At 45.8% G+C, this 14,149-nt stretch carries 15 protein-coding genes and 3 pseudogenes; 8 read left to right on the top strand and 10 right to left on the bottom strand.

From position 1 onward, the window contains the following. The first annotated feature begins 339 nt into the window (after positions 1 to 339). Positions 340 to 597 (top strand): phage integrase N-terminal SAM-like domain-containing protein, encoded by a 258-nt coding sequence (locus H6F93_RS33960; protein WP_242043379.1) that lies wholly within the window; start codon positions 340 to 342, stop codon positions 595 to 597. A gap of 14 nt (positions 598 to 611) precedes the next feature. Further along, positions 612 to 791 carry a hypothetical protein gene (locus tag H6F93_RS33955; RefSeq protein ID WP_242043378.1) on the top strand — a complete coding sequence of 60 codons (180 nt, stop codon included), beginning with the start codon at positions 612 to 614 and terminating at the stop codon, positions 789 to 791. A 21-nt stretch (positions 792 to 812) separates the two neighbouring features. Here H6F93_RS33955 and H6F93_RS09795 read toward each other — a convergent pair whose 3' ends face one another. Then, complete coding sequence (locus tag H6F93_RS09795) at positions 813 to 1,331, bottom strand: DUF1993 domain-containing protein (RefSeq protein ID WP_190680275.1); 519 nt, start codon at positions 1,329 to 1,331, stop codon at positions 813 to 815. A 152-nt stretch (positions 1,332 to 1,483) separates the two neighbouring features. Beyond that, positions 1,484 to 1,981, bottom strand: a complete 498-nt coding sequence (locus H6F93_RS09790) for a cupin domain-containing protein (RefSeq protein WP_190680274.1) — start codon at positions 1,979 to 1,981, stop codon at positions 1,484 to 1,486. A gap of 250 nt (positions 1,982 to 2,231) precedes the next feature. Between H6F93_RS09790 and pyrC the strand changes: the two genes are divergently transcribed. After that, positions 2,232 to 3,260: a dihydroorotase gene (pyrC, locus tag H6F93_RS09785; protein ID WP_190680273.1), complete on the top strand. Its 1,029-nt coding sequence runs from the start codon at positions 2,232 to 2,234 to the stop codon at positions 3,258 to 3,260. Between the two features lie 328 nt (positions 3,261 to 3,588). Here pyrC and H6F93_RS09780 read toward each other — a convergent pair whose 3' ends face one another. Beyond that, positions 3,589 to 3,765, bottom strand: coding sequence for a peptide-methionine (S)-S-oxide reductase (locus H6F93_RS09780; protein ID WP_199313602.1), 177 nt, complete (start codon positions 3,763 to 3,765; stop codon positions 3,589 to 3,591). Continuing rightward, positions 3,752 to 3,841 (bottom strand): annotated as a pseudogene (locus tag H6F93_RS35135) (DUF4058 family protein); the annotation flags it as partial. The gene H6F93_RS09780 and the pseudogene H6F93_RS35135, both read right to left, overlap by 14 nt. Before the next feature lie 123 nt (positions 3,842 to 3,964). On the opposite strand from H6F93_RS35135, the gene H6F93_RS34600 reads away from it, so the two are divergent. Continuing rightward, on the top strand, positions 3,965 to 4,285 hold the full coding sequence (locus H6F93_RS34600; protein WP_190680272.1) for an Hsp70 family protein: 321 nt from the start codon (positions 3,965 to 3,967) through the stop codon (positions 4,283 to 4,285). A 220-nt stretch (positions 4,286 to 4,505) separates the two neighbouring features. Then, positions 4,506 to 4,955, top strand: coding sequence for a hypothetical protein (locus tag H6F93_RS09765; protein ID WP_190680271.1), 450 nt, complete (start codon positions 4,506 to 4,508; stop codon positions 4,953 to 4,955). Between the two features lie 369 nt (positions 4,956 to 5,324). Here the strand turns inward: H6F93_RS09765 and H6F93_RS09760 are convergent. Together H6F93_RS09760 and H6F93_RS09755 are read right to left on the bottom strand one after the other, a co-directional pair. Beyond that, a pseudogene (locus H6F93_RS09760) lies at positions 5,325 to 6,295 on the bottom strand (IS630 family transposase). Positions 6,296 to 6,861: 566 nt separating this feature from the next. Continuing rightward, positions 6,862 to 7,074, bottom strand: a pseudogene (locus tag H6F93_RS09755) (peptide-methionine (S)-S-oxide reductase); the annotation flags it as partial. A 111-nt stretch (positions 7,075 to 7,185) separates the two neighbouring features. Here H6F93_RS09755 and H6F93_RS09750 point away from each other — a divergent pair. Beyond that, a complete protein-coding gene (locus H6F93_RS09750) occupies positions 7,186 to 7,380 on the top strand; it encodes a hypothetical protein (protein ID WP_190680270.1) in 195 nt (64 codons plus the stop codon). 6 nt (positions 7,381 to 7,386) lie between these two features. On the opposite strand, the gene H6F93_RS09745 is transcribed toward H6F93_RS09750, so the two are convergent. Next, positions 7,387 to 7,548 carry a 3'-5' exonuclease family protein gene (locus H6F93_RS09745; protein WP_190680269.1) on the bottom strand — a complete coding sequence of 54 codons (162 nt, stop codon included), beginning with the start codon at positions 7,546 to 7,548 and terminating at the stop codon, positions 7,387 to 7,389. Positions 7,549 to 7,724: 176 nt separating this feature from the next. Between H6F93_RS09745 and H6F93_RS09740 the strand changes: the two genes are divergently transcribed. Next, a complete protein-coding gene (locus H6F93_RS09740; RefSeq protein ID WP_190680268.1) occupies positions 7,725 to 8,687 on the top strand; it encodes an MBL fold metallo-hydrolase in 963 nt (320 codons plus the stop codon). Positions 8,688 to 8,792: 105 nt separating this feature from the next. Here the strand turns inward: H6F93_RS09740 and H6F93_RS09735 are convergent, their stop codons facing one another. Continuing rightward, entirely contained in the window at positions 8,793 to 9,269 is a 477-nt protein-coding gene (locus tag H6F93_RS09735) for a WD40 repeat domain-containing protein (RefSeq protein WP_199313601.1), read from the bottom strand. 2 nt (positions 9,270 to 9,271) lie between these two features. Here H6F93_RS09735 and H6F93_RS09730 point away from each other — a divergent pair, with 2 nt between their 5' ends. Further along, positions 9,272 to 9,589, top strand: coding sequence for an NB-ARC domain-containing protein (locus H6F93_RS09730; RefSeq protein WP_199313600.1), 318 nt, complete (start codon positions 9,272 to 9,274; stop codon positions 9,587 to 9,589). Positions 9,590 to 9,619: 30 nt separating this feature from the next. Here the strand turns inward: H6F93_RS09730 and H6F93_RS09725 are convergent, their stop codons facing one another. Then, on the bottom strand, positions 9,620 to 10,132 hold the full coding sequence (locus H6F93_RS09725) for a cupin domain-containing protein (protein WP_190680267.1): 513 nt from the start codon (positions 10,130 to 10,132) through the stop codon (positions 9,620 to 9,622). A gap of 172 nt (positions 10,133 to 10,304) precedes the next feature. Continuing rightward, positions 10,305 to 14,021, bottom strand: a complete 3,717-nt coding sequence (locus H6F93_RS09720; RefSeq protein ID WP_190680266.1) for a WD40 domain-containing protein — start codon at positions 14,019 to 14,021, stop codon at positions 10,305 to 10,307. Between the last annotated feature and the right edge of the window lie 128 nt (positions 14,022 to 14,149).

Genomic DNA, 14,149 nt, shown 5'->3' with positions numbered 1-14,149 from the left:
CTTTCTCTCTACTGTTTTATTAACTTTTGAATGAAGCTTTTGGCTACACAAAATCGTTTCGCCAATTCCCGTTGCGATATTTCTTCATTCTCATACACTTGGATTATTTTTTCTTCCCGCAAGTCCAGTGAGTAGGCTTTCATCTTTACACCCTCAACAGCTCCCCATTACTGTACCTCTGTTATTCGAGAAACGCTATAATACAGAATTTTTCCGTATAACCACCCTTTACAGGAGGATTATATGGAATTTTTTCGTGTATCCCTTGATGTTATATAGAAATTTTCCGTATAACATCCTTATTTAGGATATTACACGGAATTTTCTGCACAACTTCCAATGGAACAACGTCCAAAGAAACTCCTCAAACAGGTGCAAGATGTTATCAGGCTTAAGCATTATTTTTATCAAACAGAGAAAACCTATATCTCTTGGATTAGACGCTATATCCTTTTTCATAATAAGCGCCATCCCAAAGATATGGGAAGTCAGGAAATTGAAGAATTTTTAACACATCTTGCTGTCAATGAAAATGTGGCTGCATCAACGAAGAATCAAGCACTTTATGCTGTTTTTTTCTCTACAAAGAGGTATTAAAACAAGATTTAGATTTGAAAGTCGATGCAGTTCGTGCAAAGAAATCTAACTATTTACCAACCGTTTTGACAAAAGATGAAGTTTTAGCAATTATTCAAAAGTTATCCGGCGTATATCAACTTTTAATTAAGTTGCTTTATGACACTGGTTTACGCTGTGGCAATAATCTCGAATTTAGAGCGAGTGACTCTTGACCGTTCGCTGCATTTGGATAGTTAGGCTTCATTCTTTCTGATTAATGGCACCAAGTGCAGCATATAATCTCGTTTTCCAATTGGTACACCAGCCATGCGAAGAATATCGTAAGCTGTGACCAGATGAAAGTAAAAGTTTGGAATTAGAAATTCATTCACGTAAGCATTACCAGACAACTCCACGTAGAGGCTCTGACCCAAGTCAATGCGCGTCACCTCAGCTAGCTTTGCATCTTCAGCGTTAACACCCAAAAGAAGTTCCTTAGTGTTTGCTATGTGCTCGTATGCCTGTGTGAGATCTATGACGTCTGGATCTAGATTATTCGCAGGTTTGCCGTTACACCAGAGAGCAAAGTTATATGGTTGATTGCAGGTGAAAGCAATCTGTGTACCGAACGGAAGCATATCAGCCACAATGCGCTTTTGAAGGAACGACTCGTCATCATAAAAATGAGTCTGAGCTGACTCTAAAAGATGCTCAAGAGTCGCTAAGCGGCTTTGGAAGAGGGTTCGGATTAAATCTATATTCTGGCTTTGCATTTTGTGATCCCTCAAGTCTTTTCTATGAACCCTAGCTGTACTTAGAATAAATTTCAGCCGAACACTCTTGGCCAGCGGTTGCCAACACTTTATTTAACTCCACAAGTGGCCGCTGCGCTAGGGTTGTTATGCCGCGACCACTCCAACAGATATCAATCCTCAGTAGATTGCTTGCTGCTCCAAAAAAGTTGAAGCGCTGACTCATCAAATATATAGGCGGACTCACCATCTCTAATCACTCGTTTACCAAGCCGAGGAAAAACGCCAACATCTAAGCGTCCTGCTTCTCCACCTATCAGATATACAAGGTCTTCATCGAATGGATTACGAAGATGATGGGGTTGTTGAGGTAGCCCAAAGCCCATGAAGTCTCCTGGCCCGACTTCGCACTCCACATCTCCAATTTCCGCAATACCTCGACCCGACAAAATGTAAACCCATTCTTCTTCATTCTGGTGAGCGTGGAAAATGAAAGATTCCTTGCCTGATGGTACACGAGCAATTGTTATACCAATGCGTTTAAGACCGACAGCACGCCCAAGGAAGCGTAAATAAATTTCTGAATTGGGGTTAAGCGGATGATGAAACTCAAACGCATCCATTGAATTGATGTCTGATGCTTTCAGCAGGGAATGTTGTTCATCAGTCACGTTGATGTCCTCCTATCAAGTTGGCAAAGGGTCTGAGCACCACAATAAAGCCTAAACTGCTTCGCAGATACCCTTCACCTGCCGCCCTACCGCAACCTCAAAATAATTCAATCCTAAGCATCGACAAATAGCCTTTTGGTTGCCTCTTTACCGAAGACTAAGCTGCTTCATTGTTCATAAAGTCACAAATAGCAGCTAATTTGGTGACGGCTTCTCCGCCCAACTATTCTACGTGTTTTATGATGGAAAAATGCAAAACCTTACGATCTCCCGACCCGACGACTGGCATTTACATCTACGCGATGGTGCAGCGCTGAAAGCGGTTCTGCCCCATACGGTGCGTCAGTTTGCCCGCGCTATCATCATGCCGAACTTGAAGCCCCCAGTACGCACGGTAGCGGATGCTGCGGCCTATCGCGATCGCATCCTTGCAGCGATTCCGGCTGGTCAACGATTTGAGCCGCTGATGACGCTCTACCTCACCGACAACACCAGCCCCGAAGAAATTATCCGAGCTAAAGAATCCCAGTTTGTCAAAGCGGTAAAGTATTATCCAGCCGGTGCAACGACCAATTCAGACCTTGGCGTGACGGACATTCGTAAGTGCGATCGCGTCTTTGAAGCGATGCAGCAGGTAGATATGCCTTTACTCCTGCACGGGGAAGTGACCGATCCAGATGTGGATATGTTCGACCGCGAGAAAGCGTTTATCGAGCGACATTTGATCCCCCTCAAGCAGCGATTTCCCAACCTGCGCGTAGTGCTTGAACACGTCACCACCTCAGATGCTGTGCAGTATGTCCTGTCTGCCAACAATATCGCTGCAACGATTACACCACAACATTTATTGTTTAACCGCAATATCCTCTTTCAAGGTGGCATTCGTCCTCATTTTTACTGCCTGCCCATTTTGAAACGAGAGGAGCATCGTCTGGCGCTTTTGCAAGCAGCAACCTCTGGCAATCCTAAGTTTTTTCTTGGTACTGATAGCGCCCCGCATCCCCGCAATGGCAAAGAAAGTTCCTGTGGCTGTGCCGGTTGCTATTCGGCTCTGCATGCTATGGAGTTATATGCAGAAGCTTTTGAGAGCGTTGATGCACTCGATAAACTTGAAGCTTTCGCTAGCTTCTATGGGCCAGATTTTTATCAACTCCCGCGCAATACCGAACAGATTACCTTGACCAGAACGACTTGGCGCGTTCCCGATGAAGTTCCCTTTACTGAATCTGGACTTGTACCCCTACGGGCCGGTCAGGAGATGGCGTGGCAAATAGCTTGACATAAGCTAGAAGAAGCTAATTGATTTGGATAATCGTGTTATAGACACGATCTTGCTCAATTATTAATGGTTGAAGAATTGGCAAGGACTCTCTACGGTTTTTCCGTTTTGGGAGCAATCCAATACTTTTCCCTTACTGCAAATATCCGTTAAAACAGTTTTGTAGGTGTGTTCACCCGCTGTAAAGTACATCGCATGTGACCCTTGTGCCGAAAATATTATTGGGGAAAAATTCACGAATTCTACATCGTTCCAATCTCGTGAATTGCCTCCATCATGGGCTGAAACATATACATTATTTGGTACTATGACCCAGTGATTATTTATATTAAGTAGTTAAAGCCGGGTCATATTCTACCCGGACTGCTTCGGCATGACCTGTTATTCTGGCGCAGACATCGAGATAGCAGGGATTCGGAAAATGACCACCCGTATAACCGGCTGTGGTGGAGGTGACGCCTTTGACTTGACGAAAACAGATTGAGCGCTCGCGCCAGTTCGACAATCAGCCAGGAGTGAACCTCCGACCACAATGAGGGATTTTCCTGATAAAGGTTCAGCCCTGGAAAACTCGGTGCCATAATCGCAACAGAAGAAAGGAGAAAACGGACAATGAAAAAAGATGCACTTCATCCCTACTATATCTACACCTTTTTCAAAGCATAGGAAGGCAAACGTCCAGACCAAAAATCGAGGAGCAAGCGGTGAACGAGGTAGATATCCTGGGGATTGACTTAGGGACAACTAATTCAGCCATTGCCATCTGGGAACCAGACAAAGGACAGGCGATAGTTCTGCACAACCAGGACGGCAATCGTATAACTCCCTCCGTTGCAATGTTCGACCCCCAAACCCGTCACCCATTGGCGGTAAACCGACACTCTCCTGCATCACCAGCCCCAGCGTGGCTTGCAACACATGAATTGGTACCCCTCTATTCAAGCCGTGCAGTTGGCAGATGCCGACAAAGGATGGAAGATTATCCAAAAATGCTTCTCGGGAGTGCCTTGACCCGCCCAATCTAGCAAAGCGGTTCCCAGTTGCGGTCGCTTGAGCTGTGTTGACAACGTTCTCGGTCTAAACTCCAGTAAGTATGACAAGCACGGGAACCGTCGCGTTCAATCTATCAAATTAGTGAATTCGTTCAAAAACTCATGACAGAAGAACCTCTATCTGGGGGACGATATGCTCAATGAGCCAAATCAAGTAGAAATAGAATGCTAAATCTCATAAAGATTGTATTCAATGAAACTGAATAATTTTACGAAACGGCTTTCCATTGTAGGACGCTGGATAGCAACAACTCTGTTTTGTCTGTCAGCGATCACCTTCGTTTGGCAAGGTGCGTTTTTCTCGAACACCGCCGCAATGGCTGCTCCTGCTGCAAGCTTGATCGCATCGACAGACGCGGGCAATCAGGTTCAAGAAAAAGCAAGTGTTGATGCTGGCCGAGCCAAAAATTTCATCGAGGATACGAAAGATAAGGTTAAGGAAACTGCAAATAAAAATGCCGCTCGCGTTGATCAAGCAACGGATGACGATGGTAGTTTCGTTGAGCGCAAAGCCAAGAGAGATAGGGATCGAATTGAGCAAAGAGCAGAGGAAGATGCGGCTCGAACTAAAGAAGCAGTAGACAATACAAAGAATGCTGTTGAGCGCACTGTTGATAGCATCAAGGAGGTTTTTAAGAATTAAAAAATAGATATATAGATTGAAAAATCAATGTACATTGCTTTATTCATCGCATATAATTAAACCTGAATGAGCAATGTACATTGATTGACTTTTGTAATTCTTCCGGACCTGATTGGCGAAAATGTGGATTGAGGCGCTCTCTACCTGATTTCTTCTCTCCAAAACCTTTGGCCTTGGTGGAAATCGTGACAGCAGTAGTAGGAGCCATTAAGTCATCGGGTCGAATTTGGAGATAGAGTAGGGTTTGCAGCAGAATCTTTTCGATTTTAGAGCGATCACGTTCATCAACGTTTACGGGATAATCTCAGGAATTTTGCTACCGCAGGCGAGCGCATAGTTTAATTTTGTATATAGCCTTTCTCAATTGGATCAGGTAGAGTAGCAGCAATGAGTATACCAATTTTGAATGTCTTGAACCGTGACCTGTCTGAAGGCTTCTCTAATGGCTTCTTCCAAAGCTTGGTAGGTTCTCGCACCCAGACTTTTTAGAAGAGATTTAACTTTTGCCCAAAAGTTTTCATACGCCTTCGGCGGGGCGTAGCCCTACGGTGAAAAGTCAGGTGAATAGGGAGGTAAGTAAACAACCTTTGCCCCAACTTTATGGATGGCATTAATAATTTCGGGATTTTTATGGGATGTACAATTGTCTAAGACCACTGTTGCTCCTGGCCATAAATGGGGGATTAATTTTCTGATAATAAAAGCTTCAAACGTTACGGCATCAAGAAATCCCCATATCGAAGCCCAGGCAACGATACCCTCTAAGGAAATTGCTCCAATAAGCGTGACATTTTTCCCGCGTTTTTGGGGACGAGTTCCATAAGCTCGTTGACCACACAAAGCCCGCGCGTACAGTTGTACCATTGCCAGGTTAACTCCAGATTCGTCAAGAAAAATTAAGTCTTCAGGATTAAGATTTTTCAGCGTCTGCCAAAACTCGACTCTGAGATTTTGAACCCGTTCTGTGTTTCGCTCTGTTGCCTGTAGCGTTTTTTTTTGAACGTAAAATTTAAGCGCTGCATCATTCGCCCCATTGTGGCCCGAGATACCTTAACTGTGGTTCTCTCTTGGAGTAATTTACAAAGTTCTTCTAAAGTCGTATCGCTATTTTTAGAGACGATTTCTCCTAATATTTCTAATTGTTCCTCTGTCAACTTTAGCTTCTTTCCCCCACCATGTGGCCGGGGCTGAATATCTCCCGTGTTATCGTATTGTTTGATTAACTTCTGAACAAAACTTAAGGCAACCTTAAACCGAATAGCCAGTTGCCGCCCGGAAATTTTTTCTTTTGTATAAACCTCAATAATTTTCTGGCGCAGATCAAGACTGTAGGGTTTCATCGTTGTTGCCAATTCAAAGCCTTTTTACGTTTTCTGGCTTTCTACTATACCTCATTCAATCGAGAAACGCTATATCTGACTTAAATTACATATCTACGATGTTGCTGATTCAGGGTATGAACAGATAGCTTAAAGCTGTGAAAACTCGATTGGTATTTGGAAGAATCATACCTCCGAGCCATACCCTATTTGCTTATGTATCTACGTCGAACTACAGATATTTAACACTTTGATTTTATCAAATTAAACATCTCTCGAAAAACCTCAAAGCAATTAGGCTCTAGCTTTGGAACAACCTCTTTGGCAAATTTAACTGTCTCGGTATCCGATATGAAAACGATTTTAGAGGCACCAACACATGGTTCATTCTTGTAATAATTAACAGTAGCGCTCTTACCATAAAAAAGGTGTTCGATTTCGCAGCAAGATTCTCTACCAAAGGTTTTCCTGTTACTTTAGAGGGGATAGGAAGCGTGATAGCGTAAGACTCACCCTCTTTCCATTTCTTAACCATTCCTACAAATGGATTATCTTTAATCACATCACCATTCAAACCATTTCACTGGTCATAATTGTTCACCTCGATCTGGTCCCTGTCGGTTGAATTGGGTCGGGTCGTGGCAATTCCAAAAAACTTCTAGCAGCTCCTCATAGGTAATCAAAATCGGGTCATATTCCACCCGGACTGCTTCGGCGTGACCTGTTATTCTGGCACAGACATCGAGATAGCAGGGATTGGGAAAATGACCACCAGTATAACCGACTGCCGTAGAGGTAACGCTCTTGACTTGAACAGACTGGCAAGCTAACGGTCATCATTCAAGACAATGCTTCAGTCCATCGCTGCCAATTAACGCAACAGCACTGGCAGCGATGGCAGCAGCAGGGTTATGTTTATCTTCTTTTTACCACCCTATAGTCCGCCAATGAACCGCATTGAGGAGCAATGGCTACATCTGAAGCGCGATGAACTAGCTTGTCAAATTTTTAGCGATGAGTACGACTTAGCCCTTGCCATCATTTCCGGTATGGAAACCCGAGCTGCTCAAGGACAATATCTTGTTAAGCGTTTTCATTTTAACTAGGTGGAGCTACTTACTTTTCTTTAGCCCCAGCATCGGCAGTCGCTGCAGTTTGCAGCAATAGTTCAGAACGCGGGTATTAAATTCGAGATTATAGGCCAGCAAATATTTATTTAAAACAATAGCAATCTGCGGCAAAACTTGAGGAAGTACCGGCGCATCCTTCACCATCTCATTAATGAGGTATCCGATTTTAACTTAATTCTTCATTATGGTGAGCTACCCAGTTTTTCCCACCCTCTTAAAATCAGGGCGAAACTGGTTGCTCTTGAGTCGTAATTTTTGGTATGGTTTTGCAAACTAATTATGTCGCATTAATTTTTAATTGTCATTGGGATATCTCCACCATGTTTTTTAGGCTTGTCATAGCTGTTATCACCACAGTGTTGATTATTGCAACCTCAATTATGTTTCAGGGAATTACCGCAGAGAAAACGGCAAAACCTCAAGTACCGGGTGTCTATCAATTCGAGTTAGGCGATTTCACAATTACCGCCCTCAGCGATGGCACAGTGCCATTGGATCTGCATCCTATCCTGACCAATACGAACCAGGCAGAAATTGACCGCCTCCTGCATCACAGCTTCCTTAAAAACCCCGTTGAAACTTCGATCAATGTATTTCTCATCGACACTGGAGACAACCAGGTGTTGGTAGACACAGGTTCAGGGGAATTGTTTGGGGAACTCGGTGGCAAGCTACCGATGTCGTTGCAAGCAGCAGGTTATAGGGCCGACGAGATCGATATCGTTCTCATTACTCATATCCATACCGATCACAGCGGTGGTTTGGTTGTAGGTAGTCAACCCATGTTTCCTGCTGCTACGGTCTATGTTGGCAAACCCGATATTGATTTTTGGCTTAACCCTGCTAATGCAGAGCGATCGCCAGACTATCAAAGATATTTCAACGAAGCAGTTAAAACAGTCAAACCCTATCTCGATATGGGCAAGCTGAAGCCGTTTTCCAGCGAGACGGTGATTATACCTGGGATTACCGCACGCCCTACACCAGGACATACACCCGGACACAGTTTCTTCAGGGCGGAAAGCCAAGGCGAGAGTATCGAGTTTTGGGGCGATATTGTACACGTCGCCTCGGTTCAATTTCCGAAGCCCGAAATCACGATCGACTTTGACGTTGATCCTAATGCCGCAGCAGCGCAACGGGTGAAACAATTTGCCGATGCAGAAACATCTCGTCGTCTCGTCGCAGCCGCCCATGTCTCTTTTCCAGGAGTCGGTCATATTCGTGCACAGAATCAGGGCTATGCTTGGGTGCCTGTGGAGTATCGCTGGCGTGAACAATAAGCTTATGTTGCAAAAAGAATAAGACAAGCGATCAGCCTTGCTATGCCGTAGGCAATCGCTTTTCTGCAAGATGCGGTGAGAACGGTAGTGCTGTAAACAATCGCTTCACCGGGAAATTGCTCCTAATGCTCTTAATGTTGTTTTTTGAGCAGTTGTCAACCCTGTTGCGCCTTGAATATTCATGCCTTCATAGAGGCGATCACCCATCAACGTTTTGATGCAGCGACCAGTTGCAACATCCCACAGTTTTATGGTGCGATCAAAGCTTCCGCTCAATAGAATTTGACTATCTGCGCTAAAGATAACTGATACGATCCAACTGGTCTGTTTGTACATCACATGAAGGCATTCTCCCATCTTCAAATTCCAGAGGCGAACGGTTTGGTCATCACTACTACCGGCAAACAGGTGACTCATAGTGGCTGACTCGGTTCCCGCTGACATAAAGCCATTCTGCTTTGGAGATGCTGTCAACGAGACGGGACTAAAACTCAAGGAGTGTATCCCCAATTGCATCAGCGGAATCATTGGCTTTCCCACAGGCAAATCCGCAGCAGGATTAGGGTAACGCAGTTGATGCATCGGTGTTTTACGATCGTAAAACCAAACTAGCGCAACTGTGGCAGTGGGTAGTAGCCCAACGCTGTCGCGTGTTTGGGCTACTAGGGATCGAGGGCATTGGCAAAAGTACGATTGCCGTCAAAGCGGCGTTGCAAATGCAGGCAGAGTTTAAAATCGTGGTATGGCGGTCGCTGGCCAATGCACCCTCATTAGATAAACTCCTGACTAGCCGGCTAAAATTTCTGATGCCGATTCAGGGAGATGATCCGATTATCCCCGCTACGCTTGACGAAAAGCTTGTCTTATTAATGCAGTATTTGCGATGGCGCAGGGCAAGCTAAGAATTCCTCTGGCTCGATGCTTTCAGGCAATCAGGATAGGGAAAATTTTATCCCATAGTTCGTTGAAGCGATTTCAACAGCTTTTTCGATGTCGGCGGGACTAGGGGGGCGATTTTGATTGCGCTCTTGTTCAGGGTTCATTGGCACGTTCACTAGCTGACCTACTTCTGCAAAAAACTGCTCAGGTCCAGAAGGTGTAGCTATCACCAACACTTTAGCAGGCTTTGACCCGACGTTCTTGAAACCGTGGCGCAAACCTTTAGGAAAGGAGAGGTAGGTTCCTTGAGTTGCGACAGTAGTTTGTTCGTTAAACTGGTACTCAACCTCACCCTCAAGAATATAGTGGGATTCAGCCGCTTGGTCGTGACTGTGGGGTGGCGTAATGCTTTGGGGTTGCATCACTATCTCGTATAACGAATAGGTTCCGCCCGTATCTTCTCCCACAGCGAGAAAGGTGTATAAGTCACCCAGCACTAAATATGTGGAACCCTTACCTTGCTGAACTAATGTAGCTTGGGCATTGACAGAAATTGTTTCGTTCATGGCTTTTCTCCTAAATAGCTTATGCGTAAGCTCTTGCGACATGAACTCAGTTTGCAAAACTTTTCCAAATTGCACCACTCAAAATCTGCAAGATAAGCATTGAGTTAAGCTAACCAGCTTTGCTGTGCCTGGGCGATCATTATTTTGCAAGGTGTTGTAAGCACGGGAGAACTTAGCGTGAAATTGCTCCTAATGCTTTTAATGTTATTTTTTGAGCAGTTGTCAACCCTGTTGCGCCTTGAATATTCATGCCTTCATAGAGGCGATCGCCCCTCACCGTTTTGATACAGCGTCCTGTTGCAACGTCCCACATTTTAATCGTGCGATCAAAGCTCCCGCTCAATAGAATTTGACCGTCGGGGCTGAAGACAACCGATGCAATCCAGCTGGCGTGTCCATCCATCACATGAAGGCATTCCCCCGTCTTCAGATTCCAGAGGCGAACGGTTTGATCATCACTGCCACTGGCAACAGTTTGACCATCAGAGCTAATAGCAATGGTAAACGCGATGCTGGTATGCCCTTGTAATGTCCTTAGACAGGCTCCAGTTTGTACATCCCACAATCGAATCGTTTGGTCAAAGCTGCCGCTTGCTAGAATCGGCTCGGTTGGATGAAAGGCTAGCGTGTAAACCCCGCCTTTGTGTCCTTCTAGCACCCGCAGGCAATCCCCTGTCTGCACGTCCCATAACCGAATGGTTTGGTCATAACTGCCACTTGCCAGCATTTGCCCTTGAGGATTAAAGGCGATCGCCCGCATACTGCTCTGATGACCTTGTAGCACGTGTAAGCATTGGTGAGTTTGCACATCCCACAGACGCACTGTTCGATCATAGCTACTGGTTGCTAGGGTTTGCCCAACGGGGCTAAAACGTACCGCTAATACGGGAGCATCGTGAGCAATCCAGCGATCGCCCTGTCCTGTTTGCACATCCCATAGAAAAACGGAGCCACCTTGCCCATTGGTGGCAATGGTTTGACCATCCGGGCTAAAGCTTAAATTTGAAATTTGGCTTTGGCTGTTTTCTCTGTAGAGGGTTCTGTAGGGAGGCGAACTTAATGGCTCTCTATCAACCTGCCATTGCCATAAGTGAATCGTTTCCGTTTGACTACTACTACTGGCAAGCAGTTGATTCGGCGACCCAGTTCCCGCAGAGGCAGAATCATTCTGATCTTCATCTGCCGTACCTGTGACAGGACTAAAACTTAAGGAGTGTTCTCCATAAGTATAACCGCTTAATGTTTTGAGGCTTTGCCCACCCGGCATCTGCCACAGCCGCACGGTTCGATCTTGGTTGGCGCTGATCAAGACCTGACCAAACCCCTCCGGGGACGCTCCGCGAACGGTACTGATGGCAAGGGCAAGCGCCAGAGCCGATACCGTCTGCTCGCCCAGAATATTCGTACAGTGTCCGTCTTGCACATTCCAAAGCCGAAGGGAGCCATCATCACTGCCGCTTACTAAAGTGTCACCCTCTGGATTAAATACAATGTTCCGAACCCAATTGGTATGCCCGCGCAGCGATAATTCAGGATTAAATGAATGAGTTTTAGAATCAACCAGATGAATCCATAGTTGAATGCAGCCATCGAGGTCGCCACTTGCCAACCGTTGACCATCCGGGCTGTAGCGCACGCAGCGAACACCGGAAGAATGCCCTTGCAACACATTTAGGCATTTTCCAGTCTCAACATCCCAAATCCGAATCGAGGTATCCTTACTGCCGCTGGCTAAAATTGGATGATTGGGTGAGAAGTGAACGGAATAAACATTTTTGGTGTGTCCTTTCAAAACGTGCAAGCAGTCACCCCGTAAATTCCACACTCTTGCGGTTTCATCATCACTACCACTGGCTAACCATTGACGATTAGCGCTAAAGCTTAAAGACCAAATTCGACTCTTATGCCCTGTCAAAATCCACAAACACTGACCACTTTCCACATTCCACAATCGTACCGTTGCATCATTACCACCACTCGCTAGTGTTGTGCCATCGGGACTAAATGCGACCGCCCAAACCCCACCACAATGTCCTTCAAACGTCGCAATGAGTTGATGGGATGCAACATTCCACAAATACACAAAACCGTTGATATCGCCCACAGCAAAAACTTGGCCATCTGGACTAATATCAACCGATGTTGGCACCCCTAATGTCTCCGAAAAAAGGGAGGTCGCTAAATCAGAATTTTGAAAATTGACCCCTACCAAATTAACCTTCCGCAGGTCGGCTTGCCGCACCACGAGTTCAGAGAAGTCGGAACCCTGTAAATCTACTTTGAGCTGCACCAGCAGATTGATCAGATTCCCTGCCGCATATCCTGCTCCATATTCTGACCGTTGCCGCTGTTGTGCCAGGAGCAGCCTTGCTCTATCTTCAACTTCTGACACATTTCGATAAGACGATAAAAGCCATTCCATTACAGGCTGTACGATGAATCGTAATTGCATCTCTCGGATATAGTCTTTCGCCTGCACCCGAATTAAGGAGTGGCTTTGCCATACATCAAGCTGTTGGGTTGTAAATTCTGTACAGATCTGTTGAATCAATCGTTCCGTGGCATATTCCATGACCACAGGCTGCAAGAAAAATAATCCATCTGTTTTTTCGAGTAGGGACCGCCGGAACAGCGAATTTACTTGTTGGGGAACGCTTCGTTGTGGGGCTGAACCAATCACGTTTTGACGAATCTCTGCGATCGCCACCGGCTCTCGGTGAATAGCAAACCAGTAGAGAATTTTTTGTTCCTCTACCGATAGGCGATTGAATTGGCAATCGAGCAGATCGCGGATGTCTTCAAAGACAAAAACGCCCTGCTCTAGATAGGTTAAAACCTCTGCAACGCTGCCGTTGAAAACATCTTGCGTGGCGGCTGCCACCAACTTCAGCGCCAGAGGATTGCCGCCATAGTGATTGATCAGGGTTTGCCACTCGGCATCTGACCCTGTAAATGTTCCTTTTTGTCGAAAAATGGCGCGTCCATCATCGGGTGTGAGTCCACCCAGAAGCAGCGAGCGCACTACGCTCTGTTCGCCTTCCATCAACGCGATTTCCCGTGGCTTTTCGCGACTCGTCAACAAGCAACAGCTTTGATGGGGCGTTTCGCCCAGCGTTCTTAAAAATTGTCCATAAGCTTCATAGCCGAATCGCCACTGGCCAACTTGTTCACTATGCAAAAGGGTTTCAGCGTTATCTAAAATCAACAGACACCGCTGCGAGCGCAAATACTGCATCAACTTTGACAACTTTTCATCCAGTGTTGCCGGAATGATGGGATCGTCTCCTTGAAGTGGCATCAGAAATTTTAGCAAGCTGGTCAGAAGTTCATCTAACGAGGGTGCATTGGCCAGCGATCGCCATATCACAATCTCAAACTCAGACTGCGTCTGTAGCGCTGCTTTAACGGCAATCGTACTTTTGCCAATGCCCCCGATCCCCAACAACCCAACCACGCGGCAGCGTTGAGCTACTATCCACTGCCACAGTTGCGCCAGTTCGGTTTCACGACCGTAAAACATTGAGGCATCAACCGCGTTATCCCAATCCTGCTGCGGATTTGCCCGTTGGCTTTCCAACGATTCCCCTGATGCAATCGGGGATACATAATCAGTCTTCGTTAATTCCAGCCCTAATGCTTGAAAAAGGATCTCTAGCGACTGCCGATCCACTCCGAGTTCACGCTTAAAAATTCGGCCAAGGGTATTGAGTGAGAGTCCTGTGCGTTCGTTGAGATCTTCCTGGGTGAAACGCTTACCCCAGATTTCCTCCGATTCTGCCTGCTGTTTTGCCACTTGAAATCGCTGCCATCCATGCGGCGACAGAATGACTCCTCTGGCTCGTGCAGAGGCAACTCTACTGTGCTTGGATTTCTTGGCATTGGCATCCATAAGCAAGTTACCGGATTAAAGGGTAAAGCGAGTCTTTTTCCTAAGGGGCTGCATCCTTTTGTGCGAATTGCAAACCACTAAATCAAGGGCTTTTTCCCAGAAGGATACCACGCTTCACCATAAGTTGC

The organism is Leptolyngbya sp. FACHB-671 (assembly GCF_014695745.1).
In the GTDB taxonomy this organism is placed as follows: domain Bacteria; phylum Cyanobacteriota; class Cyanobacteriia; order Elainellales; family Elainellaceae; genus JAAUTN01.
This window is presented reverse-complemented; position numbering and strand designations above follow the sequence as displayed.

Excerpts from the sequence above, each read along its gene's own strand:
- H6F93_RS33960 (WP_242043379.1), top strand. The coding sequence starts at position 340 with ATGGAACAACGTCCAAAGAAACTCCTCAAACAGGTGCAAGATGTTATC.
- H6F93_RS09795 (WP_190680275.1), bottom strand. The coding sequence starts at position 1,331 with ATGCAAAGCCAGAATATAGATTTAATCCGAACCCTCTTCCAAAGCCGC.
- pyrC (WP_190680273.1), top strand. The coding sequence starts at position 2,232 with ATGCAAAACCTTACGATCTCCCGACCCGACGACTGGCATTTACATCTA.
- H6F93_RS09765 (WP_190680271.1), top strand. The coding sequence starts at position 4,506 with ATGAAACTGAATAATTTTACGAAACGGCTTTCCATTGTAGGACGCTGG.
- H6F93_RS09750 (WP_190680270.1), top strand. The coding sequence starts at position 7,186 with ATGTTTATCTTCTTTTTACCACCCTATAGTCCGCCAATGAACCGCATT.
- H6F93_RS09745 (WP_190680269.1), bottom strand. The coding sequence starts at position 7,548 with ATGGTGAAGGATGCGCCGGTACTTCCTCAAGTTTTGCCGCAGATTGCT.
- H6F93_RS09740 (WP_190680268.1), top strand. The coding sequence starts at position 7,725 with ATGTTTTTTAGGCTTGTCATAGCTGTTATCACCACAGTGTTGATTATT.
- H6F93_RS09735 (WP_199313601.1), bottom strand. The coding sequence starts at position 9,269 with ATGCATCAACTGCGTTACCCTAATCCTGCTGCGGATTTGCCTGTGGGA.
- H6F93_RS09725 (WP_190680267.1), bottom strand. The coding sequence starts at position 10,132 with ATGAACGAAACAATTTCTGTCAATGCCCAAGCTACATTAGTTCAGCAA.
- H6F93_RS09720 (WP_190680266.1), bottom strand. The coding sequence starts at position 14,021 with ATGGATGCCAATGCCAAGAAATCCAAGCACAGTAGAGTTGCCTCTGCA.